This is a genomic window from Paenibacillus taichungensis (assembly GCF_047302525.1).
In the GTDB taxonomy this organism is placed as follows: Bacteria; Bacillota; Bacilli; order Paenibacillales; family Paenibacillaceae; genus Paenibacillus; species Paenibacillus taichungensis_B.
In genome coordinates, this window is sequence record NZ_CP168020.1 from 3,495,177 (window position 1) to 3,519,312 (window position 24,136).

The 24,136-nt window shown below is 42.8% G+C and carries 19 protein-coding genes; 3 read left to right on the forward strand and 16 right to left on the reverse strand.

The features are described from left to right. Positions 1–139: 139 nt before the first annotated feature. From ACDJ58_RS15585 to bglS, 4 genes are all read right to left on the reverse strand, one after another. Positions 140–1,348: a CynX/NimT family MFS transporter gene (locus ACDJ58_RS15585; protein ID WP_413371784.1), complete on the reverse strand. Its 1,209-nt coding sequence runs from the start codon at positions 1,346–1,348 to the stop codon at positions 140–142. Further along, positions 1,345–2,037: a FadR/GntR family transcriptional regulator gene (locus ACDJ58_RS15590; protein ID WP_413371785.1), complete on the reverse strand. Its 693-nt coding sequence runs from the start codon at positions 2,035–2,037 to the stop codon at positions 1,345–1,347. The genes ACDJ58_RS15585 and ACDJ58_RS15590 overlap by 4 nt, the downstream gene beginning before the upstream one ends. Before the next feature lie 239 nt (positions 2,038–2,276). Further along, positions 2,277–4,265 carry a Na+/H+ antiporter gene (locus ACDJ58_RS15595; protein WP_413371786.1) on the reverse strand — a complete coding sequence of 663 codons (1,989 nt, stop codon included), beginning with the start codon at positions 4,263–4,265 and terminating at the stop codon, positions 2,277–2,279. Between the two features lie 272 nt (positions 4,266–4,537). After that, entirely contained in the window at positions 4,538–5,251 is a 714-nt protein-coding gene (gene bglS, locus ACDJ58_RS15600; RefSeq protein ID WP_413371787.1) for a beta-glucanase, read from the reverse strand. 304 nt (positions 5,252–5,555) lie between these two features. Here bglS and ACDJ58_RS15605 point away from each other — a divergent pair, with 304 nt between their 5' ends. After that, positions 5,556–6,662 carry an FAD-dependent monooxygenase gene (locus tag ACDJ58_RS15605; protein WP_413371788.1) on the forward strand — a complete coding sequence of 369 codons (1,107 nt, stop codon included), beginning with the start codon at positions 5,556–5,558 and terminating at the stop codon, positions 6,660–6,662. A 186-nt stretch (positions 6,663–6,848) separates the two neighbouring features. On the opposite strand, the gene ACDJ58_RS15610 is transcribed toward ACDJ58_RS15605, so the two are convergent. From ACDJ58_RS15610 to ACDJ58_RS15640, 7 genes are all read right to left on the reverse strand, one after another. After that, positions 6,849–7,337 (reverse strand): NUDIX hydrolase, encoded by a 489-nt coding sequence (locus ACDJ58_RS15610; protein WP_413371789.1) that lies wholly within the window; start codon positions 7,335–7,337, stop codon positions 6,849–6,851. A gap of 129 nt (positions 7,338–7,466) precedes the next feature. Beyond that, a complete protein-coding gene (locus ACDJ58_RS15615) occupies positions 7,467–8,648 on the reverse strand; it encodes a NupC/NupG family nucleoside CNT transporter (protein ID WP_063563670.1) in 1,182 nt (393 codons plus the stop codon). A gap of 15 nt (positions 8,649–8,663) precedes the next feature. Continuing rightward, a complete protein-coding gene (locus ACDJ58_RS15620) occupies positions 8,664–9,968 on the reverse strand; it encodes a purine/pyrimidine permease (protein WP_413371790.1) in 1,305 nt (434 codons plus the stop codon). Positions 9,969–10,013: 45 nt separating this feature from the next. After that, positions 10,014–10,721, reverse strand: coding sequence for a purine-nucleoside phosphorylase (gene deoD, locus ACDJ58_RS15625; protein WP_413371791.1), 708 nt, complete (start codon positions 10,719–10,721; stop codon positions 10,014–10,016). Positions 10,722–10,880: 159 nt separating this feature from the next. Beyond that, positions 10,881–12,317 (reverse strand): helix-turn-helix domain-containing protein, encoded by a 1,437-nt coding sequence (locus ACDJ58_RS15630; protein ID WP_413371792.1) that lies wholly within the window; start codon positions 12,315–12,317, stop codon positions 10,881–10,883. Positions 12,318–12,882: 565 nt separating this feature from the next. Beyond that, the gene (locus tag ACDJ58_RS15635) at positions 12,883–13,512 is read right to left on the reverse strand and encodes a DapH/DapD/GlmU-related protein (protein WP_413371793.1); all 630 of its coding nucleotides are present in this window, start codon (positions 13,510–13,512) and stop codon (positions 12,883–12,885) included. Positions 13,513–13,584: 72 nt separating this feature from the next. After that, positions 13,585–15,030 carry an MATE family efflux transporter gene (locus ACDJ58_RS15640; protein ID WP_413371794.1) on the reverse strand — a complete coding sequence of 482 codons (1,446 nt, stop codon included), beginning with the start codon at positions 15,028–15,030 and terminating at the stop codon, positions 13,585–13,587. Between the two features lie 67 nt (positions 15,031–15,097). Here ACDJ58_RS15640 and ACDJ58_RS15645 point away from each other — a divergent pair, with 67 nt between their 5' ends. Beyond that, the gene (locus ACDJ58_RS15645; protein ID WP_413371796.1) at positions 15,098–15,997 is read left to right on the forward strand and encodes an AraC family transcriptional regulator; all 900 of its coding nucleotides are present in this window, start codon (positions 15,098–15,100) and stop codon (positions 15,995–15,997) included. On the opposite strand, the gene ACDJ58_RS15650 is transcribed toward ACDJ58_RS15645, so the two are convergent. The 5 genes from ACDJ58_RS15650 to ACDJ58_RS15670 form a co-directional block, all read right to left on the reverse strand. Beyond that, a complete protein-coding gene (locus ACDJ58_RS15650) occupies positions 15,994–17,787 on the reverse strand; it encodes a sensor histidine kinase (RefSeq protein WP_413371797.1) in 1,794 nt (597 codons plus the stop codon). The two genes, ACDJ58_RS15645 and ACDJ58_RS15650, sit on opposite strands and share 4 nt — an antisense overlap. Beyond that, positions 17,780–19,411 carry a response regulator transcription factor gene (locus tag ACDJ58_RS15655; protein ID WP_413371799.1) on the reverse strand — a complete coding sequence of 544 codons (1,632 nt, stop codon included), beginning with the start codon at positions 19,409–19,411 and terminating at the stop codon, positions 17,780–17,782. The genes ACDJ58_RS15650 and ACDJ58_RS15655 overlap by 8 nt, the downstream gene beginning before the upstream one ends. 19 nt (positions 19,412–19,430) lie before the next feature. Beyond that, a complete protein-coding gene (locus ACDJ58_RS15660) occupies positions 19,431–20,972 on the reverse strand; it encodes an extracellular solute-binding protein (protein WP_413371800.1) in 1,542 nt (513 codons plus the stop codon). Between the two features lie 234 nt (positions 20,973–21,206). After that, the gene (locus ACDJ58_RS15665) at positions 21,207–22,367 is read right to left on the reverse strand and encodes a Gfo/Idh/MocA family protein (RefSeq protein ID WP_413371801.1); all 1,161 of its coding nucleotides are present in this window, start codon (positions 22,365–22,367) and stop codon (positions 21,207–21,209) included. An 18-nt stretch (positions 22,368–22,385) separates the two neighbouring features. Next, entirely contained in the window at positions 22,386–23,132 is a 747-nt protein-coding gene (locus ACDJ58_RS15670; protein WP_413371803.1) for a sugar phosphate isomerase/epimerase family protein, read from the reverse strand. Positions 23,133–23,286: 154 nt separating this feature from the next. On the opposite strand from ACDJ58_RS15670, the gene ACDJ58_RS15675 reads away from it, so the two are divergent. After that, positions 23,287–24,120 (forward strand): AraC family transcriptional regulator, encoded by an 834-nt coding sequence (locus tag ACDJ58_RS15675; RefSeq protein ID WP_413371804.1) that lies wholly within the window; start codon positions 23,287–23,289, stop codon positions 24,118–24,120. Positions 24,121–24,136 lie beyond the last annotated feature (16 nt).

Sequence of the window (24,136 nt, forward strand, 5' to 3'; positions counted from 1 at the left end):
TATATTAAAATACTTCCATATATAGGTGCTATTCCGCTATCTGCTCACGGCCTACCCTGATAGACTTGAGCTACAAATCTCATACTGCCTCTGCCGTGGCATTCGGCGCGTTTCACAAGCTCTGCTTATTCTTCTTTCCTTATACCGTGCGATTTCTGGAGGCGCCCAAGCCAGACAGGAGCAGCAGAGCACTAACGACAAGCAGCAGCAACAGCGGGGAGTTCCAGCTTGCCGTGATGTCATGAAGCAAACCGAACAAGATCGGTCCGGTTGCTGCCAGCAAATATCCTACGGATTGCGACATGCCAGACAAAGAAACTGTATCGTGGGCATCTTTCGTACGTAAACTTAAAAAGATCATGGCCAAGCTGAACGCACATCCCCCACCAATTCCGAGTAAAACTGTCCATAACGAAATGAGAGCATTTCCCCCAAAGTAAAGGCCTCCCAATGAAACAAACAACAGGATAGTCATTATGATGACCAGTAAACGTTGGTTCTTCATGCGTCCCGCAACAATCGGCACGATGAACGCTACGGGCAGCGCAGCAGTTTGAAACAGCGATAGCATCCAACCGGCGCTGTCTTCACTCAATCCCCGGCTTGTCATGATTTCTGGCAACCAAGCGACTAAAACATAGAAAAAGAGAGACTGCATCCCCATAAAAATCGTAACCATCCATGCCAGAGGCGAACGCCACAGACTTCGGCGCTTGGACGCACCACTTGTTGCCGCTACGGCAGACCCCCTACTCGCCCGTGCCTGAGGCAACCAGAACAGCGCGGCCAACAAAACGAGTACGCCCCAAATGCCAAGCGCGCCATTCCAGCCGAAACCGAGGTCGCGGGCGACCGGAATACTGACACCGGATGCAATCGCCCCGGATAAATTCATCGACACGGAGTACACACCGGTCATGAGGCCGACTTGATGAGCAAAATCACGTTTGACCAGACTTGGAATGAGCACGTTGCACACCGCAATCGATAGCCCAATCAAAGCAGTGCCTGCAAACAAAGAAGCTGTTGCGGCCAACGAACGGATCGCGATACCTACTATGAGTAAAACCAACGCATAAAGAAGGGTTCGTTCCACCCCAAAACGGCGTGCCAGAATGGGGGCGAACGGCGAGAGCAACGCGAAAGCAAGCAACGGCAGCGTAGTGAGCAGACCTGCCGTAGCATTTGACAGTCCGAGGGATTCGCGAATCGAGCCGATCAATGGGCCTACCGATGTTAACGGCGACCGCATAATCATTGCAATCAGGACGATGCCGAGGATAATTGGCCAAGCCAACGACAACGGTTTCTTCCCAATCGTTGACTTTGTATCGCTTAGTACGCTCATGGCTGCTCGTCTCCTTTGACCTCAAGAACAGCTTTCGATTCCGCAATATGACGGTGAACCGCTGCCACGGCACGATCGGCATCTTGATCAACAATCGCTTCAACCAGTTGCCGGTGCATCTCCTTGAAACTCGCTTCGATTTCATAACGAGTCAAGCTGATAATCGTATCTTGTGATGCGTCCGCGATATGATTGTATAATTCGATCAAGATTTCATTATGAGACGCCGCGATGATGCCTTGGTGTAGATGGATATCCTCCGTTACAATACCATCCATGTCACCGCGTGCTGCCGCCCCCTCCCAGCGTTCCAATTGGAGAAGAAGTTCGCGCGCCTCGTCGTCCGTTCTGCGCTGTGCGGCAAGATGGGCTCCCTCGCGCTCGAGCGCATGCCGGACTTCCAATGTCTGCATCGTGTCGGAGCGCATGATTCGTTTATGTAGCACAACTCCCAGCACGCTCGAAGAGCAGACGTACGTCCCGTCCCCTTGCTTCGTCTTCAAGAGTCCTGAGTGGACCAACGCCCGAATGGCTTCCCTCAATGTATTGCGGCTAACATTCAACTCGACCATCAATTCCGGTTCAGCCGGAATACGCATCCCGACAGCCCACTTGCCAGATTCGATCTGTCTTTCCATTTGCAATGCGACTTGCTCGACCAGCGTCAGCCGATTTGTTTTCTGAAGCATACGTAAGCCCTCATTTCATCTATTTTTTCAAACGTAGGATGTTTGGTTAATAGGTACTTTAACACACTTATATCCTCTAGGCAACTCCTTGCCTAAAAACAGCCTATGAGTATTCAGGTCAAGAACAAAGTTCCATAAAAACAAAAAAACCGCTAAAATAGCGGTTTTCTTCAATGAGTTTTCGTAAGAGATCTTTGCATTCCCCCTAGGTTTTTGACAAAAACATCGATCGGTACCTCTTAGCTTGTCTCTTCTCGCAAATCATGCTCCATGAATAGAATATCTCGTTTCATCTCCTTCACGCCCTGTCTTGAAATCCTCCCTGTCTCGAACATGGACTGGATGTTGTCTCTCTCCAGCTGAATTCCGACTCGGGCCAGCTCCTGCATCGATATGCCAAACTCTTTTCGGGTGCCGGTGTCCGGTTCATTTCTGGTCAGACCCAGCAGCATTCGTTCATACTGCAGAATCAGCGAGCTGACCATCTCCATATCCCAATCTCCTTCTGCGAGTAGAACATTTAGCTGCTTAATGACATAAGCAATATTTTTAATTCTAAGACTATTCAATTCAGCCCGTCTTTCACGGAAGCTTAACCGGACTTGCTGCAGAATCCCTAACACTTCGTCCCAATGCTTAACGGGGAAAAACTCTTTTTTATAACGGGCATCTCTTGTGTGCATAAACAACAGTTTGTTAATCCGGTTAAGGTAACGGTACGCTGTATATGGATTCACTTCTTTCTTTTCAAGAGCATGCAGAGTATTCTCTCTTTCCCATTTCAAAACGGACAAACCCAAGGACCGCTGTGCCTTATCTTTCTTCTCATCTTTCTTGAGTGTTCGTATTCTGGAAGTATACGTATTGATGATTTGGGCGGTTGCAAGCCGGTTCTGGTCTGTGGTCAGTTCATTTAATCCGGTAACCACATTCCTCAGAATCTCAATTTTTGCCTGAATTTCGTCCTCTTCCTGCTCCGTTTGTGTTTCTTTACCCAATAAAAGCGGCAACAGATAGTTGGATGCCAGAAGAGTCCACAAGATAACTCCAGCCGCGAGGAAAATGATCAGATCTCTGGCTGGAAATGCAGTGCCATCATTAAGTAAAAACGGCAGCGACAAGGTACTCGCCAGTGTAATCGTTCCCCGAACTCCCGAAAGACTGAGGATAAGCGCCTTCTTCAACCTGAGCGCCCAAGGATCACGCGGTTTGGTCCCTTCGGAAATATCCATCAGCATTGCCCAGATGAGACGCAGTCCGAGTACAGCCGAAGTCAATAATAGTGTGTACATAATGATTTTAAAATTACCTATTTCGGGGTTACTCCAAATTGTCTGGATAATATCAGGAAGCTGTGTTCCAAGCAAGAGGAAAACGAGTCCGTTTAATACAAAGATAATAACCGACCAGGTGCTTTTGGATACAACAATTAGCTTGGCTACCTCAGGGTTCATTTTCTTGTAACCGAAGGAATGGGCAATTCCTGCAGCGACAACGGCCAGGATACCGTTGACCCCTAATTCCTCTGCAGCCATGAAAATCAAAAATGGAGTTAGAATCTCAATCAGCATGTGAAGCGTGACATTCTCCATCCCCAGTTTGCGCAACCACTTCACCACACCATATTTTGCTAAGGTGAGCAGCAGGCCCAACACCACACCGCCAAGTGAAATGGCAATAAAGCTGATACTGGCAGTTTTGAAAGAGAATACACCTGTGACCATTGCGGCTACGGCAAACTGAAAGGAGACCAGTCCTGATGCGTCGTTTATTAAAGACTCTCCCTCAAGAATTTGCATTGTCTGATGGGGGATCTTCACTTTCTGCTCCAGTGCGCCTACGGCCACAGCATCGGTAGGCGCCAGTGCTGCTGCCAATGCGAAGGCTGCCGCCAGCGGGATGACCGGAAGTAACCAATTCAGGAAATATCCCATCACAGCTACCGTTACAAAGACCAAACCCAGCGCTAGCAAAAGGATCGGTTTCTTCAGCTTCCACAGTGCTTCTTTATCCGCATGTCTGCCATCATTGAACAGCAACGGGGCAATGAATAGAAGTAAAAACAGCTCCGGATTTAATTTCAGTTCATAGTGCAAGGGCAGCAAAGTAATCAACATTCCCAGCACGATTTGAATAATAGGCACGGAGATCGAAGGTATAAACCGGTTTACTAAATTGGATAAAGAGACCGCCACCAGCATCAATAAAATAAATTCAAACAATTCCAAACGAATCTTACCTCCATATTTATCTGTAATAAGCAGCTTTTCGTAAAACACGTTACTAACAAGAATTTATCTTATTGTAAATTGCATTTATGAACTGTATATGAATCGCTTGCCCCTAGGCTGCCCAGAGCATTCTTCCATAATCCCCTCAGCTATTTTTATCGGAATTGCCGATAATTTCATTAACATCTTCTACTCGAAATTTCTTTTCAGGAGATACCTCGTGCTCTTGAAAAAACAAAAGCAGCCGCTGAGCGGCTGCTTCTGCATAACTAATTACTCGTATATTTAACCCAATCGTATTCAGCGTACAATGGATTGGCACCGTTATAAGCACCTAACCAACTATCAACCCCGGTCCCATTCCATATGTTCATCATAATTTTACCGGGAGTTATGGGGATATTGCTGGTTGCGGTATGCTTCAATACGCCATCAACATACCACTTGATATACCCTGGTTGCCAGTCGAAAGCATAGGTATGGAATCCCTGTGATGCATCAAAGCCAAGGTTAATAGCCTTTTCATGACCACCGACCCCATTTGTAAAATAATTAAACTGTACTTTGGTCGTGTCTTTTCCCAAGAATTCAATATCAATCTCATCCCATTGCGTACCATGAGCAGGTCCTGTGTAGGTAAAAAAGGAGGAAACTATGCCGGTATTTTTGGCAGGCTTCATGCTGACTTCATACAGCCCATATCCGTAATTATTAGTGGAGCGATACTCCCCACAATCAAACTTGTTGTATGCAGAACTTGTCAAACCCAGTTTGAGCTTCCCATCATTCGTAAAATTAACGTTGTTGGCCCGCCACGTGCAGTTGAACATGTCTCCGTTGGAGTAGCCGTCTGCCTTTTGCCATGTTTCCGGGTTAAAATAAGTCAGTGGTTCCCAGAAAACATAACTTGCGAAAGCGCTTACCGAAATAAACAAAGATACCACACCTGCCACCACCAAAGTATACCAAGACTTCTTCTTCATCACACACCTCCATGAATGATTCCAAACATGTACGAAGTTTGGGCAAGTGATCCCCAAAAAAAAACTAGTAGATCCTCTTGCGGCAGCAGAAATGTAAAACAATTACATGTTTGGTGTTCTCATTCTATATGGATGTAAATGGGATAACTATAGCAATCTTTAAAGATAGATATTCATTTCTAAAGCTTTTCTTGATGAAAATATCAACGCCTGGCTCTGCACGAGCCATTCATATTCAGTTCACAAAGCTATTTTATTCTATACAACATCATTAGAAATATTATGGATCATGGGAGGAACGAATATGAAAAAAAATATTCTAGTTAGCGGGGCGAGTTTCGCCGGAATTTCAACAGCCTACTGGATGAAGCAGTTTGGCTACAACGTGACCGTTGTTGAGATCGCTGAAGGTCTTAAAAAAGGCGGCACACCTGTAAATATCCGCGAAAATACCGCCGACATTGCGAAACGTATGGGGCTTCTAGACCAAATCCAATCGAACAAAATAGACATGGAATTGATGGAATTCAAAAATTCCGATGATGTCACTGAAAGAGTCGAAATCCGTGAGCAGCTTGTAGAAGATGAATATGAAATCGAGCGAGATGTATTGCTGGATATCATGTTCGAGGCTGTCCAAGATGACGTTGAGTTTATTTTCGGGGATAGCATTACGTCTTTGAAAGAAGAAGCTAATGGCGTTGAGGTAGCTTTCAAAGGAGGACAAAAACGCTCTTATGACCTGGTATTCGGCTGTGATGGTATTCATTCGGCCGTCAGAAAATTATGGTTCGGCGAGGAAGCGGAATTTTCGCATTTTCTTAAAACGTATTTCTCTATCACGATCGTGGATAAGTTGTTGATCCGGGAGAATACGACACAGATGTACAACGAGCCGGGCAAGGCGGTCATGCTGAACTCTTATAACAATAAAACCGATATCGTACTCTGCTTTTCTTCGGAGAAGGAGCTCCCCTACGACTACCGAAACGAGGAACAGCAGCGGGATATCATTTTGAATCAATTTTCCGGACTAGGCTGGCGAACACCGGAATTGCTGGAAGAAGTGAAGAACTCAAAAACTTTTTACTTTGACAAGCTGTGCCAAATGAAAATGCCGTCATGGACAAAAGGTAGGGTAGCGCTAGTCGGTGATGCTGGATACTGCGCCTCTCCAGCTGCCGGCATGGGAGGATCACTAGCAATCGATGGGGCGGCAGCCTTGGCTGATGCTTTCCAAAAAAACCATGGGAATTTTGAACTTGCGTTCCAAGAATATAATCAGAGTTTCCGTCCTTTCATCGAGGAAGTTCAAGCAAACGCGGAATTGATGGTAGATTTTCTAGTTCCACGAACTGAAGAAGACATTCGCGAAAGAATTTCGCAAACGGCATCCATCAAGGACATCTAGGGACCGCTCTGTAGGATATTGAGAGGTTATTATTTGATGGTATTTTTTCAGTGTGTCTTTGTTGAGTTTAATGATTAGGACCAAGTTCTTGTCCTCAGTTTGGGGCAAGAACTTGGTCCTACAAAAAAAGCCGCTATTATAGCGACTTTGGATGTATCAATGTTCTTGTTTGATCCTTCGTACACTTTAAACACGCCTTTGAAGCTTGATATCACATTCTGACATTGTCCCCGTGACGTATTCGATATAATTCACAGAACCGTTAAAGTTCAAATAAGCTTCATAACGCATGCGGATGGCAGGTAATGTGATCCAATCCAGAACATTTTCCTTGGGAACCCACCTACATTCGCTTGTTTCATCAGAAGTCGCTAGTTCTCCACCTACAGCTTTGCAAACAAAATCAAACATGACCTTCGTAGGAACATCGGTCACACCGTCATACCACTTATGGATCGCTGTATTCGAAACAACATTAATTAAATGGTTAACCTCGGCATCTATTCCACTTTCCTCTTTAATTTCACGAATCACGCCATCAATCAGATTTTCTCCAACTTCAGTTATACCACCCGGATACACCCAACCATCGTCATGGGCTTTTACTAATAAGATATTTCCATTTCCATCTTCTACAATTCCACCTGATGAGACAATATGTGTCGGAAACGCCATTTCACGACCTCCAGATTCGTTAAAGTTGTATATTTATTCCACACGACTCCTGAATTGTCCTGCTTTTGTGAAATATGCTTGAAAAGCTCCATTTCGAGTTCAATTGTATTCAAAATAGAAATGATTCAACTAAAATATAATTCCGATAATTATAGCGGATAAAACGCTTACAAGTGTTGCGCCATATAACAGCTTCAATCCAAAGCGAGCAACAATATTCCCCTGTTTTTCATTCAGCCCTTTTACTGCACCCACGATAGTACCAATGGACCCAAAGTTAGCAAATGAGATTAGAAAAACGGAAACAATGGCTGTAGTACGCCCACTTAAACCGTCTTGAATCTTAACAAAGTCTAGCATGGCAACAAATTCATTCGCAACCAGCTTCGTTGCCATGATACTCCCCGCATGAACCGCTTCATGCCATGGCACACCGATCATAAAGGCAATTGGTGCAAAGACATACCCTAGAACTCCCTGAAATGATATTCCAAATATGCCACTAAAGACCCCGTTAATTAAAGCAATGATTCCAACAAAACCAACTAACATTACCCCAACTACGATGGCTACTTTAAATCCATCCATAATATATTCGCCCAGCATTTCAAAAAACGTTTGTTTGCCCTCTTCCTTAACTTCAACGATATCTTCTTCTGCTGTAACTTCATACGGATTAATGATGGATGTAATGATAAAGCCGCCAAATAGGTTCAATATTAATGCAGCTACTACATATTTAGGTTCCAGCATCGTCATATATGAACCAACAATGGACATGGATACCGTTGACATTGCAGATGCACATAATGTATACAAGCGATGTTTTGGCAATAATCCAAGCTGATTTTTCACAGAGATAAATACTTCATTTTGTCCTACAATTGCGGCTGCAACCGCATTATAAGATTCCAATTTTCCCATGCCATTTACTTTACTTAGCACCAGACCAATATATTTGATAATGAACGGCAGTATTTTGTAATGTTGCAGGATTCCTATTAATGCTGACATAAAAACAATTGGCATCAACACAAACAGGAAAAAGGTATGAGCTCCTTCATTGGCAATCCCACCAAAAACAAAGTTCGTTCCTTCATTGGCATATCCAAGTAATTTCGAAAAACTATCGGCAAACCCTTTAATTAAGAATTCGCCTATACTCGTTTTTAGTATAATTAATCCCAAACCTAACTGAATAACAATCATTATGATGATTGGACGATATTTAATTTTCCGCTTATTATTACTCGCAAGCCAGGCCAGTAATAGAACAATAACCAGACCGACAACTGAAATTAGATAATGCATGTTTAACCCTCCAAATTATCGATACATTTTTTTGGAATCCTCATATCGATTTGCATCTTTCCACATTAACCCTTGTTCCAAAATAATCGCCAATAGACTGCCGCAAATTAACCCATTATTCAAAATGGCTATTACAATCGGAGATAAATGGCTCGTAGCGGATGTAGGAATAAACATTAAACCCACACCAACTAAAAGAGAAACTCCGCTAACAACAAATGTTCGTTCTTCATGCAGAACCTTCTTCAATTCCTTCAGCGATAATCCAACCATCTTCACAAAGATGACGAATGTAACGGCATAGCCTATAGGCGCTGGAATACCGGATATTACGTTCATTATTGGCGGAAACAAGGATACAGAGATGACTAAGATGCATCCAATTAAAAACGATTTCCGTTCCCTCATCCCTGTTTGTTCAACATATCCCGCCGCTCCCGAAATAGGCACTGAGCCAATCGCTCCGAAACTGCCACCAATAAAATGGGTAATGCCAGAAGTAAATCCAGCACGTAAATAACGGTTATGGTCCAATTTCTTTTGTTTCATAACGGTCTCCATCAACCGAATAGACGCAAGCGCATTGGTTATTAACAATAGTGTTAATAGAAAGGCAGTTGTGACTGTCCCGCTATCAAATCTTGGACTTCCAAAAGGAAATACTTTTGGCAGTTTAAATAGCGTATCCGCCGGTGAAATCACCGGCATCTTGTCGCATATGATAAACAATAAGCAGCCTATCGATATACTGATTATTACTGAAAATTGGCGCAGCAAAACAAAGCGACTGTTCCCTAACCCAAAGGTAATGCAAATCACAATCACACTCAGCAAGAACACTTTAACATCTAACAAGGTGTGGCTTGACGTGATCCCCATCATACCTTTCATAAAAGAACCGCTTAATTGAAAGATCAATAAGAGCAAATATATAAAAGTGACCGTTGGCGTAAATAGACGAGCGATTTTATCCATTAGCTTAAATGCTGAGATTAGGATAAATAAAACTCCACTACAGATCATTCCCCCACTTAAAGCTTGCAGGGCAGCAATATTCGAAGAATACAATACCCCCACTAAACTCGCGTAAATGGTGAAAATGCTCCACCATAACCCTGCTGGACCTTCATGAATAGGGAATTTATGGCCGATGACACCTTGTAAAAATCCAGCTATTCCTAAAGTAATCAGTGTGCTCTGGATGAGTCCAGACGTCTCCACAGGTGTTAGGTTATATAAATCTGCGATAGCAATTGGCGCAGCGATTGCACCTGCAATCATAAACATCATCCACTGCAACCCAGACAGTATTCCCTTCATTTCTTGCTCACTCTCTTTTCTTGCAACATTACTCTTATCGATAGATTAGCTCTCAATGGCTGTGTTAAGAGCGATTTCGACCATTTCATAAAATGATTGTTCACTTTCTTGATGAGTTAAGTGCTCCTGTGTTAACAGTTGACTGCCTACTGTCAAAATGGATAGCGCTTTCACACCATATTTAGAGGCTAATGTATATAGGGCTGTGCTTTCCATTTCTACCCCTAATACACCAAAATCCATAAACTTGTGAAGTCGATCTAAGCTCTCACGATAGAATTCATCAGAGTTATAGATGTTGCCAACAAAGACACTTACTTGTTTAGCTTGTGCTTGTTGATACGCTTTCATTAACAATGAGAAATCTGCTGTAGGTGCATAATTGCAGCCATGGAAGATCTTATCCGTCATATTACTATCTGAAGACACGGATTGGGCTATTACAATATCGCGGATATTAATTTCTTTCTGCATCGCGCCACATGTACCAATGCGAATCAATTTCTTCACTTCATAATCGACGATCAATTCCGTTGCATAGATACTCATCGATGGATTTCCCATCCCTGTCCCCTGAACCGATACCGGTATCCCCTTGTATAATCCGGTGTACCCATACATGCCTCTTACTTCGTTATAACAATTGGCCTCATCTAAAAAGTGTTCTGCTACAAATTTTGCACGCAAAGGATCTCCTGGAAGCAAAACGATGTCCGCTATTTCTCCTTTTTTTGCGCCTAAATGCCTACTCATATTTCTGCCTCCTACTCTCAATGTTGAACTCAGGCTTACCGAAATCTCTTCCGCTTGCCTTCAAGAAAATCTGTTCGGAAAGTACATTGAGCATAAGATTTTTCAGCATAACAAACTAGACCAAAATCTTACGGAGGGTAAGGGAAATAATTGATCAAATTATAAAAGCAATTCTTTACGAATATTGTCTAGATCTCTTTTGGACGGGATTGTAGAGATAATAACAACAGGCACGGTCTGCAATGCAACCGGGATATTACTAATGACAAAATCAATCTGATGTTGCTGCATCATTTCGTCGGAGAGACCTTTCATTATGGAAGTATTGATGATCAACTGATCCCCAATTTCCTTCTTTATCAAATCCGCTATGTAATGACGAATTGAAAATTCTTCACCAATCACCAAGAAGGCCCTTTTCCTTTTATATCGTAAACTGGAACGAACAATTAAGGTTAGCTTGGTTAAATGAAAATTATTGTACAAAACGGCTGGATAAGCTTTACTCCACGTTTGCATGCAGGTTTGCAGTTCTTGATAAAGCTGTTGGCATTCCTTTTGAACATAAGCCGTTAAATTACTTTTTGATATCATCATCCATTCAGGAATTGCATTATCGATTAATAACTTGTCAAAGAATGCGTATATCTCCAATAGAAATCGTTCTTCCATCTCCAAGTTGGGGTATACGTTTGCCAATAGTTTTAGAAGCAGATTACCCATTTGATATTCTTCTTTGTCTTTATGCAATTCGACTTCTTTCATCGGCGTAATTTCTGATCCTTCATAATAATGATATTGGCTGAGACTAACCTGGGATTGCATGAAGCAGATTTCACTATTGGGAAAATTAATGGAAAGTTTTTCTCCAAGACTCTTTGCAAGGGTCTTCACAGGCATATAAAACATGCCCTTTTCCCAGGGGTAACCACTTTCGTCGATTTTTACGCATTTCCCTTGAGCGACTCTTTCCACAACAATGGCCAACAAAAAGGATAATCTCCTTTTGGAATTGATAAAATACACAATATTTTTCTCATTCTCTGTAATTGTGATTAACTGATTGATATATGCAAAATCGACATTCGCAAAGGGCCATCCTGTAAACTCATACGCATCACAATATAACTTCCAATAGAAATATCGTATATTCATTTCATTCCCTTTGATCATAGGGGTTGAATATGTAATGCGTAACTTATACGCTTTTAGATCATTATTATTTAATTGCACAATCAGTTTCTTCAACGACGAGGTACTCATAAACATGACTCCGGCAAGCTCCTCCACGGACAGTCGATCCACATTCATGAACAATACATTCATCAGTCGATAAAAAATGGTTTGTCTGAACATCGTAGAAATCACTTCACTCATCGTCTCACTTCGTCCATCTCGCCGAAGAACGATTCCCTTTCCTCTAGAAACTTCTATGGTCACAGTAGGAGGTAATTGCTTGCTGATTTCCTCCACCATTTTACGTATGGTTTTATCTGAGATACCTAAACTTTTTTCAACTTCGGCTAAGGTAAACCATCTTTGTTCCGTATCCAGCAGCGTTAATAGTTGACTAGCTAATGTAAATCCCTTATCCATGTTTCCACCCTATTTCAATTTAATTTGACTGTTATATTGTTTTTTGCTAAAGAAAAGTCGATTCCCTCATAAGGAAAGAATCGGCTTTTTAATGTGTTTAAATACGATCTATGATAAACCAGTGTGAATAGCTTAAACTATCCCACCCGTTAGTTCAATCCATATACAAGCCGACCCTTTCGGCTACACCATTGATCATTTTTTCCTTTTTTATCCATAAAAAAATCCCCTCCGCTCAGCAAGATTAAGTCCATCTTAGCAGATGTCTTTTTTCTCTTGTCTACAAAAAGGGGATAACAGCAATTTATCCTATAGTTCTTATACCTTATTATTCAATTTGCTTTGTCTTCATAAAGGTTTTTTTCAAATTGTTCTTCTAGATGCTTTACGTAACTGACAACTCGTGGGGATTCCAATAAACTACCTACTACAAAATATAATCCAATCAAAATACATACTGATATAATGATTTCAACAATAAGTGGCATCATTTTCCCATATTCTCTCCTTGCCAGGTAGCGTCTAATCGGCCCAAGTTAGATTTGATTATTTGCTTGGTTATCCATTACCATTCCACTTGGTCGAAACGCATGTTTTTGTAGTAATACTCTCTGTCATGATCCGTAATATCACGTAGGACCCTGCAGGGATTTCCGACAGCGATTACATTACTAGGGATATCCTTGGTTACCACGCTTCCTGCACCGATCACACTACCCGCACCGATAGTAACTCCTGGCACAATCACAGCGCAGCTACCGATCCATGCACCATCCTCGATAACTACCGGTAGAGCGAACATTCCACCTTCTTTGCGCTTTTCTGGGTGTACTGGATGATTGGTTACAGCAATCGTGACATTTGGGCCAAACATGACATCGTTTCCAATCGTGACTTTATAGTCATCGACAACAGTTAAATTAAAGTTGATATAGACATTATTGCCTACTGTAGTGTTTGATCCATACGACATCCGAATAGGAGGTTCCATCCAAACATTTTCACCAATACTACCGAAAAGTTGTTCCATCAGAGTCTTACGCATTTCAATATCATCGGGATGTAAGCGATTGATCTCATAACATAGTGCCTTTCCTCGTTGACGCGCCCGAGCCAGATCAGAAGCTTCCTGTGGATAATTCGCATCGTGATCAGTAAACAGTTGTCGGTTTGCCATTCGTTCTGTAATATTCATGCCTTAGTCCCCTCTGCATTTAATCTAATCTATTTATTTTAGTTGACCTTACATGCTAAGATCGCATATTTCTTAACTGGCTTGCGAAAAAGTCCTTGTAATATTATTTAGCCATTTGTATTGGCGATAACGATAAAATGCCAATGGCAACTTAATGATCTCATCCAAACTAATGACAATATATAATACAATGGGTGATACGTTCCATACAAAAGCACAGAAATAGCCAAGCGGCAAAATAATACCCCACATTACAATCGAATCACACCAAAAGCCAAATTTAGAGTCACCTCCTGCAGTGAATATTCCTGAGATATTGGTTGCATTAATAGACTTGGCAATACAATAAAATGCACTGATATATAACATTCCATCCAAGTAGTTTTGAGAAATGACATTTAGATTTACTACGGAGAAAACAAGCGGTTTTATCAGGATAATTGTGCATCCTGCTATTATTCCAAATAGTAAAGCATATAGATTCATTCTGTTTCCCACCTGTTTGGCTTTCTCGATCTCCCCTTTACCTAGATATTTCCCAACCAATATAGATCCTCCACTAGCAATACCTCCACACAGGACAATGGTTAAATTCTTAACCACGGATGCAACAGAATTCGCCGCAACCATATCAGCACTTACATGTCCAATAATTGCAGCAGTCGCAGTTAGTGCCCCTCCCCAAACAATATAATTGCCTTGTATAGGCATGGTGTATTTCAGGAAATCTTTTAAGAGATTGCGTTGAATTCCATCCCATATGGGAAAACGAAAACGAATCGATCCTCTCGTCACTGAATATATAACACAGCAGCCCAACTCAATAAATCGAGCTAAAACTGTAGCAAGAGCTACCGCCATGATTGCCATTTCAGGTCTGTCTGGGAAAAGTAAAAAGATGCATAACGCATTAAACAAAATGTTTAAAATTAAACATAGTGAACTAATCCAAGCGCTTAGTTTTGCATTTTCCATACTTCTAATCACGCTAAGATACATTTGTGAAATGCCCATTGCAAGATAAGAAAACGAATTCATCTTTAGAAATATTGAACCAAACCGAATTAATTCACTATCATTTGTAAAAAAACGCATTAACGTTTCAGGATATAAAAAAGATACTAAAAAAAACAAAATAGAGATACTAAATGAGAACAAGCAGGCAGTGCTGAGAATACGCTGTATGGTTTGTACATCCTTCTTCCCCCAATATTGTGCAGTCAAAACCCCTGCTCCCGTAGCCATTCCCATGTAAAACAATGTTAATGCAAAGGTGATTTGTCCCGCTAGCGATACGGCCGACATTGTAGATTGGCTAATCATTCCCAACATAACTACATCAGCTGATATGACTGTGGCTGAGATTAGATTTTGTAATGCAATGGGAATGACAAGCGTGATTAATTCCTTATTAAAATCTCGCGTCATAGGAGTAGTTAACTGTATAGGCTTTTTCTTTTTAACGTACATCCACTCCTCTCTGTTGGTATCCATATTATCAAGATAGGATAAATTCATTGTCCTTTCCACAAATATTGGCTATACTTTTGTCAAAATCGTATATTTATTGGAGGCACTTTGTTGGATGAAAAATTTAGAGGTATTTTCTGATTTATCGGAACGATTGAATTATAATCTACCTGACCTACCCTTGTATGTCCGGAGAGGAAGCTTGAATGAATTTGATAATTTTACAGCTGCCGCTCATTGGCATTCGGACGTAGAGTTCATTTACATTCTGGAAGGCTCCATGGAGTATTCTGTTAACGGACAGACCATTAAATTAGAGCAAGGAAATGGGGTTTTTGTGAATAGCCATCGTTTACATTTTGGTTTTTCTCATACTCATTGTAATTGTTCATTTATTGTTATAGTGATCCATTCATCTCTCATCGGGGAAGGTTCGTTCATACGAGCTTACTGGGAAGAGAAGTTTGGTCCAAACATGGATGATTTTGTATTACTAGCAGAACAGATATCCTGGCAGCACGAGATATTGTTATCCATTCAATCGATCTATGCTGAAATGCACAATAGCTTTGCTCCAAATCCGTTCCGCTTAACTTCACAGGCTTTATCTTTATGTGCTGGTATTGGAGATCACTTGCAACAGAAGGTGGGGGATATCCATGATGTGCAATTATGGACGAATATTCAGAAAATGACTCGATTCATTCATCAAAACTACGAGCAAAAAATAACTCTTGAAGACATTGCGTCCTCAGGAGCCGTTTGTCGAAGCCGCTGCTGTACTTTATTTAATAAATACGTGGGTCAAACTCCCAACAACTATCTAACTCGATACCGCCTTCATAAAAGTTGTGAGATGTTGAGGGAGACCAAAAGATCTGTGAGTGAAATCGCACTTGCCTGCGGCTTTCAAAGTGTGAGTTATTTCTCATCCCTTTTTCGCAAACAAATAGGATTAGTTCCGCTAGCATATCGCAAAAGCGGCATGAATGGCTTAAGTAAAACGGAGAATTAAACCGATTTATGCCCATTCTCTAATTTCTCTTTCAGAATCGGATGCCGGATTGTAATTCGGGTGCCTATGCCCTCCTTGGATTCGATTTGTAATTTATACTCTAAACCAAAATAAATCTTTAACCGCTCATTGACATTGCGCAGGCCGACACCAGATCGCCCATTCATCTTCTGATCCTCAGATTCCTCCTCCAATGCCTGTATAACTGAATCGGGTATTCCCTTCCCGTTGTCTGTAATGTCAATGACCAGATCCTGCTCTTCTATTCGTCCGGAGAGTATAACTTTGCCATGCTCGAAATTCCCTCGAATGCTGTGTTGAATCGCATTCTCAACCAGAGGCTGCAATAAAAGCCGCATGAACGTTAAATTCAGCATATCCTCATCAAAAAAGTACACCACCCGCAGTGGCATGCCGATTCTGGCCTGTTCGATTTGCACGTAAGCCTTCACCTGATCGATTTCGCGACCAACTGTCGTAATATCCTTGCCCTGATTGAGACTGAGCCGCAATAAATTGCCTAATGCGGACACCATCTCACCAATATCATTTCGTCCATGATTCTCCGCTTTCCAGCGGATCGATTCCAGCGTGTTGTACAGAAAATGCGGATTGATTTGATGACTGAGCACTTGAAATTCAAGTTCTTTTTTGCTCCGTTCGGCTCGGGTGGATTGTGCAATCAAATCCTCGATTTTACGTACGATGCTGCCGAATCCACGAAACAGCCACCCTATCTCGTCCTTGCGTTCTTGATGCGGGATGTACATTCCAAAATCGCCTTCTTCAAGCTTTCTCATCAGACGTACCAATCGTAAGACAGGCTGCGTGAAATTTCGGGTAAGATAAATAACGACGCCAATGGATACAAGCAAATAGACAATAATAATGACTAGGAGCAGCCGATTCATCTCCGTAACGGGCTCCACTAGAGCACCCATCGGAGTCAGACTGATAATTGTCCAAGGGAGGCTGTCCATCCGGACGAAAGTGATCAAATGCTCTTGATCATAGATCGATAATTTCTCAACGCCTTCGTTATACAGATTGCGCTTGGCCAGCAGTTGTGGAGAAGGTAAAACATCACCTGTCCATTCGTTCCCGGCCGAATCAAAAAGAATGGCACCTTTATCATCAATGATCAGAAATTTTTGCCTTGGCAGCCGTTTGGTAGGTGAGAAGAATCGGCTTAGATGATTGTCAGCCAGATCCGTTACCACAATGCCGCGGGGCGTCCTGCTGTGCAGACTTGTGAACGTCTTGATATAAGACAACAGCGGCCCCCGATTCGGACCATCACTCACTGATAATTGCCAATATGGCACATTACTGTCCGCTGCTTGCCGAAACCATTCTTCCTCACCAACCGAGGCAGATTCCTCCAAAGCTCTCATATAGGTTGGATAATCTGCAGGAATTAGTGGATATACTCGAAGCTTCAGCGCATCCATCTGTTTTTTCTTTTCATACACGATACTCAGCATATCAACGGAGATCGTCTCTTCTTCCTTTGGACTTAACGGCGGCCTCTCCAATAAATACTGCAATGTTTTGTCACCAATCAAGCTATTGATACCTTCGTTTAACTGAGCTAAATAAGTTTCCACGTTTATCTTGGCTTGCTCCAAATAACTCATCGAGAATGCAATATTGGCTTGCTGAATGCCTTCTATCGATTTGGTATGGGCATATGCAGAGAATAGGACGAAGGGGATGATCGTTATCGAGAGAAAGATCAAAATCATACGGTTACGGAAGGAAGATGCCAGGCGCAGAAAAGCATTAATCATCCAAAATCCCCCGTAATCTACGGAATTCTTTCGGTGTCACCCCGACATGCTTTTTGAACAATTTTGAAAAGTGAACCGGATCCTTATAGCCAACTTCATATGAAACATGATAAATCTTATATTTTATATCCCCCAGCAATTCTTTGGCTCGTATCATCCGGATACTTGTTAAATCCTCCAGAAAGGTATGACCCCTTTCTTTTTTGTACAGCTTGCTGAGCCAAATCGGAGTAACATGAACCATCGATGCGACGTATTGCAGCGAGAGATTCTCGCTGTAACGGGTTCGGATCAATTTTGCAGCTTCCTGTACAATTCTGCTGGAAGAGTTGTCCATTTTATGAAAATCAGTTGCTAACAGATGCAAGTTTTTTTCTACATGCTTCTTAAGGGATTCCAGCGTGTCATATTGTTCCAAGCGTTCCCATAACCCAATAGGATCGCGTTCCCATGAACGGTCCGGCCAACCGGCGGATGCAGCGATTCGATAGATGCCCATTAACCACTGGAATATTTGCTGTTGAATGTCCTTCAGACTTAAGAGCTCCCATGATTTAACTATGTCTTCGAAACCTTTCATGGATTCAGTAATATCCGTTTCTGTACCATACCTGACCAGATCCAGCACTGCCGCCGGTTCGCGAATGGACATCTTCTCATGCTCAGTATCCATCCCATCAACAGATTCAGTGAACAACCGATTACCCCCATAAATCACTTTCTGCTCTAACGATTCAACGCATTCAACGTACAAGGCATTAAGATGCTTTAGCTCCTTCGGGACAGGACTTACTGCAATACTGGCCTTCACTTTTACGAATTGATTGATCCGTTGCAAGCAAATCTCAGCCACTGATTTGCATAACTCCAGTATTTCTTGATCAAGACAACTGATCACACCCACCCAACGCTTCGTGGAATCCCTGAATAATGCGGCGGGTACACATAATTCTTCAGCCAGTGTCTGGCTGACCACATTACCAATGCCGAAGAGTACGAGATCCTTCTCATCCGTCTGCATGTTGACCAGCGCCTTCAGATCATCTCCTTCAACGACCATCAGGAGCAAGGCAGATTCTTTCATCCAATCCAAATTCAAAGACTTCAGTCGATGGGTAATGCGGGTTTCGCGATACGGATTATATTCGTTTTCTACCACCTCGCGCAGAAGCTCTTCTTGCAGTATGGGAACAGCGAATTGAACCTGGTACGCGATATTGGTTTTATTTTGCCGCTCTAGTCTCTCCTGCCTGATGTGATCCGTGGCCTTGCGCACAATCCGTTCCATTTCATCCATGTTGATGGGTTTCAATATGTAGTCGATAGCACCCAGATGAATCGCCTGCTTCACCAGGGAGAAATCATCATAACCGCTAATTAAAATCGCTTTCCAATCCTTAGGTTCCCTCATCTGCAATTCACTGAGCAGTTCAAGTCCCGACATCCGGTTCATCTTGATATCCGTAATGATCAAATCGGGTTTGTACTCCTGTGCAATCTGTAGTGCTTCGTCGCCGTCGGAGGCAGAACGGACTGTTCCAATCCCATATTCATGCCAAGGAAAGCGCTTACGAAGACCTTCACGAATTTCATACTCGTCATCAACAATTAACACACTAATCATGAAGTAAGCCTCCCGGAAGTTAGTCAGGGTGATTCGACGCCAGATTCAGATCGACTTGCCGCTGCACCTCGACAATGATTTTATCAAGCCCGTTGTTCTGTTGTTTTATGCGGTAATCCAATACTGCCTCCTTAACATCAGAGACCAGTCCGAATTCAATGGACCGACCCATATCTTCATACAACTGAACCCGTTTTTCAACTTCCTTGCTGATCGCATAATCACTAAGCAGCAAGCCTTCTAACGGCGAATCCAAATTGACCGGTATTTTGGCGAACCGTGCTTCCTCTCCCCAGAAATCCCCAGGGTATGTCTCCGTGGACCTGATGAATCGCGAATTCCAAAGCGCCCATTGTCCGCCCCAGCCCATATAATTGCTTGTCGAATCATTTAAGTTGTGCGGATAAACCACCTGTTCCCCGTCCATCTGATACGTCTTGCCTTCAATGCCGTAGATCACTAAGTCATACAGCTTTCGATCGGTCTCCATCATATCGAGAAATTGCAGCACCAATTCAGCGTGCTCCGAGTTACGGTTAATGGCAACAACGTTCGAAATCGGACTGCGGTTGACCTGCTTCTTATCCGGGTACAGAAGAGACATTTGCTGGCGATAGTTTGGATCAACAAAACCCTGATCAGCAGCATGTGCCCATTCATGCGAGGTAAGAGTAAATAACACTTTACCATTGCGCCATTGATCGGAACTGTCCGCTCGGTCAATCAGTGATTCTGGACTCAAAATCTTGTCTTCATACCATTTCTTGCTCATCGCTGCGGCTTCCACATAGAAGGGTTGCTGCTCAATGGCCTGCACTTTATGATCAGGGTCATTCAGATTAATACCTAGTCCATGAAACCCCAAATCCAGCCACTCCTCCCGCACGAGATAGAATGGAAGTGCTGTTATACGAGTCACTTTACTGTTCGGATAAGCGTGCTTTAGTTCATGTAAGAGTATGTCCACATCTTGAACCGTCTGTACCGAATCCGGTTCTCGGTAAATTCCCGCTTTCTCTGCGAGATCTACCCGCCATCCGGCATATGGACGCTGATTCATTTTGATAGACCATGGCAGTCCGACAATATCTCCGTTCATCGTAGTAGATCGCAGGTTACCATCCATCTGATATTTTTTATAGACGTTTGGCGCATACTCGGGTAAAAGTTTATCCAAGGCCATATAAGAACCCCGCGAAGCCATCTCTCTGAAGGAAGAATCCGAATCAAAATTAAGGTCCCACCGATCACCGGCGGCAGCCATAACTAGAAGTTTCTCCGGATATTCAGGCCAGGAAATGAAATGAATAGAAAACTTTACATTCAGTCCTTTGTCTTTTACGTATTCGCTGACTGCCGTCCATACTTCATCGGTCGCTGCTTTTTTCTCTCCGCCAAAATAAAACTTGAGTGTCACTTCCGGCTCACTGGGATGATTAGATGATGTGAAAAAATCATTGATATCTGCCCCTGGGTTGCCCATGCATCCAGACAATGCCAAAGCCATGCATAGTAGATAGGGTACCAGCCACCTCTGGAATCTGAAAACGGAACTCTTCATTTAATCCCCTTCCATTTCTGAAATACGGACATCGCCATCCATTCAAGATTTCTATATCAAAAAAAGCATTCACCCGTGTTCACTGTTTAAATATACCCACTTCTTTTTAGTAAAACAATGGAAATTATATATCTCATCCAGTTTAAACGATGTTCTTCTTCAGCCAAAAAAAGGAGGGGTTATTCTCCCCTCCATCTGCATTTACGAACGATCAGATTTCTTTCTCCATCCATTTCATGTACCAAAACTTCCTGTTGTATCAAATAGTACCGATTCCCCTATCTTTCGTTTGGATGTCGAGATCCGCTTCTTCAACTCGGATAAATACAAATCCTCGTCAATTGGAAATTCAACGGTTTCACCAATCCAACTGGACAAATGCATGGCGTTCGACAACATTAAGCTATGGATGCCTTCCTCGCCGTCCGCAATGAGCGGTGTGCCGTGCAGGATCGCGTTCGCAAACGAAGCAATGATGCCCATATGCTGGCTATTATCCCCTTCCGCTGGAACGACGGATACTTCAACGGACGGCGTTGTGAAGCCTTCCTTTGATTCGAAACAATAGTCACGTTCGTTTTGGCTGAGCTTATGCAACGTCAGTTTACCGTGTTCACAGACGAGCTTTCCCATCTCCAGCGTAATCTCAAGACGGTTCGTTCCCGGCAGATCCGCGGTTGTGGTTACAAATACGCCAGTAGAACCGTTCGGAAATTCCAAATACGCCGTCACATCATCTTCAACCTCAATATCGTGCCACTTACCTTCATGGCAAAAAGCACGTACTTTCGAAGGCATCCCGCAGATCCATTGGAGCAAGTCGATGTTATGAGGACATTGGTTGATGAGCACACCACCGCCTTCGCCAGCCCAAGTTGCGCGCCAGCTCCCAGAATCATAATAAGCCTGAGTTCTATACCAGTCAGTAATGATCCAGTTCACCCGTTTGATGGCCCCAAGCTCGCCACCTTGCACCAACTCGCGCATTTTCCGGTACATTGGATTTGTGCGCTGATTAAACATCATACAGAATACGACGCCACTTTCCTGCGCCTTCTCGTTCATCTCTCTTACCTGTTTTGTATAGACTCCGGCCGGCTTCTCGCACAAGACATGCAATCCTTTGCTGAAAGCTTGTATCGCAAGCCTTGGATGATCGTAGTGCGGCGTAGCGATAATAACAGCGTCGCAAAGACCGCTGTCTATCAATTCTTCCGGACTATTAAAATAGCCTAATGTCTCCGGTAAATACGTCTTGGAAGCCGTAATCCGCTTTTCATCCATGTCTGATACGGCGGTAAGCTCCACCTCCGTTACGGTGCCATTAATCAATTTTTTCGCATGGTCCGACCCCATATTTCCCATTCCGATAATACCGATACGTAATTTTTTCATGATCGATCTCCTTTTCCTCTAGCGATAGCCAAGAGAAGCCAAATTGTTGTAGCTCGTCTGCAAACAATCGAACGGACTCGTTTGACAAACGTCCTGCTCTACGAGCAAATATTTCGTATTCGCATTTTCAAGCGCTTTCAAAATTCCCGTGAAATTCATGTTACCTTCCATCACCGGTTCCATTTGCTTATCCGAACCCATGTCCTTCAAATGCACGCAATGAAGGCGGTCCTTTAATTTGTCGATCCATTCGCATACGTCAGCTCCGGCAGCATGTACCCAATACGTATCCAGAGTAATTCCCAGTTCCTCGGGTGAGAAATCCTCGATAAGACGTTCGATCATACGCCTGCCATTCGATTTCTCAAACTCGAAGTGATGGTTGTGATACATGAATAGCTTTCCGGACCTGGCGATCCGCCCAGCCGCTTCCCGGAAGTCACTCGCGAAATATCCGTACCAATCCAGTGACCGATATTTATCCGGCATAGCTCCGATACCGATATAATCGCAACCAAGAATGTTATGCTCCTCAATCACTTGATCGGTTTCATACAATATCCGCTCAGGGCTCGTATGCGTCAGAGCAATTTGGAGCGATAACTCGTCGCACATGGCTCTAAGTGTTTCCGGCTTGATTTTACCGATTGCAGAAACCTGGATCGATGTGTAACCCATCTCCGCAATTTTTTGCAATGTACGTTTGATGTCTTTTTCAGTTTGAAGAAAAGAACGTACTGTGTACAACTGTGCACCTAAAATCACATGAAACAGCTCCCTCTCTACGTTTGGAATGTGTCTACATTAATTAATTATAGTTCTGACGTGTAGATTTTCCATTGTAAATCGGAGCAATTACATTGCAAATATAGCGTCGATCTATTAGACTAACTTTACACCGATTGGAAGAGGTGACTGAATGAATACTGTCAATATCCATACCGACTCGTTAATTCTTCACCATGCTATAGACCATAGGAAGACTGAACAATATGCACTTCACTGTCACAATTTCTACGAGGTGTTCTATTTCGTTGCCGGTGATGTGAGCTATCTTGTAGAAGGCAAACATTATGTTCCCAAGCCCCACAGCCTCCTGCTTATTGCTCCCCACGTTTTTCATGGGGTCAAAATCGAAAGCGACATTCCCTATGAGAGAATATCGCTACATTTTGTACCTGGCTTTCTGCCTCTTGAAAACCAGTCAGTCTTATTATCTCCGTTCCATCCTGATTTCGGTTCGGCTGACATCTATTACATGGATAATGGGGATCAAGTTATGTTTCCTTTTTTTAAACAATTGATCGACGCCAGACTTGCTGACGAAGCTATTCGTGAATTATCGCTTCGCGTGCGTCTCGAAGCTCTTTTATCACAAATATTGATAAGCAGCTATTCACTCAAAGGGGCATCTGAATCTTCATCATCATCCACTAAATCCGTATCAAAAATCATTGCTTATCTAAACGATCATATTACCGAATCTATTAAGCTGGACGATTTGTCTGCTGCATTCTACATCAGCAAACACCATCTGAACAAAATGTTCCGGAGAGCAACAGGCACAACGGTTGGCAATTATGTCATTCATAAACGGGTCACTATGGCGCAAAATTTGATATCGCAGGGCCAAACAGCCAATTCCGCAGCATCAGCCGTAGGCTTTCACGATTATTCATCTTTCTTCCGCGCTTATAAAAAGGTTCTCGGCTATGCACCTTCTGTCAAACAAAATACAATGCTTCTCAAGTGATGGATTTATCGTTCTG

Coding starts and splice junctions, on each gene's coding strand:
- ACDJ58_RS15585 (WP_413371784.1), bottom strand. CDS start 1,348: ATGAGCGTACTAAGCGATACAAAGTCAACGATTGGGAAGAAACCGTTG.
- ACDJ58_RS15590 (WP_413371785.1), bottom strand. CDS start 2,037: ATGCTTCAGAAAACAAATCGGCTGACGCTGGTCGAGCAAGTCGCATTG.
- bglS (WP_413371787.1), bottom strand. CDS start 5,251: ATGAAGAAGAAGTCTTGGTATACTTTGGTGGTGGCAGGTGTGGTATCT.
- ACDJ58_RS15605 (WP_413371788.1), top strand. CDS start 5,556: ATGAAAAAAAATATTCTAGTTAGCGGGGCGAGTTTCGCCGGAATTTCA.
- ACDJ58_RS15610 (WP_413371789.1), bottom strand. CDS start 7,337: ATGGCGTTTCCGACACATATTGTCTCATCAGGTGGAATTGTAGAAGAT.
- ACDJ58_RS15615 (WP_063563670.1), bottom strand. CDS start 8,648: ATGCATTATCTAATTTCAGTTGTCGGTCTGGTTATTGTTCTATTACTG.
- ACDJ58_RS15620 (WP_413371790.1), bottom strand. CDS start 9,968: ATGAAGGGAATACTGTCTGGGTTGCAGTGGATGATGTTTATGATTGCA.
- deoD (WP_413371791.1), bottom strand. CDS start 10,721: ATGAGTAGGCATTTAGGCGCAAAAAAAGGAGAAATAGCGGACATCGTT.
- ACDJ58_RS15630 (WP_413371792.1), bottom strand. CDS start 12,317: ATGGATAAGGGATTTACATTAGCTAGTCAACTATTAACGCTGCTGGAT.
- ACDJ58_RS15635 (WP_413371793.1), bottom strand. CDS start 13,512: ATGAATATTACAGAACGAATGGCAAACCGACAACTGTTTACTGATCAC.
- ACDJ58_RS15640 (WP_413371794.1), bottom strand. CDS start 15,030: ATGAATTTATCCTATCTTGATAATATGGATACCAACAGAGAGGAGTGG.
- ACDJ58_RS15645 (WP_413371796.1), top strand. CDS start 15,098: ATGAAAAATTTAGAGGTATTTTCTGATTTATCGGAACGATTGAATTAT.
- ACDJ58_RS15650 (WP_413371797.1), bottom strand. CDS start 17,787: ATGATTAATGCTTTTCTGCGCCTGGCATCTTCCTTCCGTAACCGTATG.
- ACDJ58_RS15655 (WP_413371799.1), bottom strand. CDS start 19,411: ATGATTAGTGTGTTAATTGTTGATGACGAGTATGAAATTCGTGAAGGT.
- ACDJ58_RS15660 (WP_413371800.1), bottom strand. CDS start 20,972: ATGAAGAGTTCCGTTTTCAGATTCCAGAGGTGGCTGGTACCCTATCTA.
- ACDJ58_RS15665 (WP_413371801.1), bottom strand. CDS start 22,367: ATGAAAAAATTACGTATCGGTATTATCGGAATGGGAAATATGGGGTCG.
- ACDJ58_RS15675 (WP_413371804.1), top strand. CDS start 23,287: ATGAATACTGTCAATATCCATACCGACTCGTTAATTCTTCACCATGCT.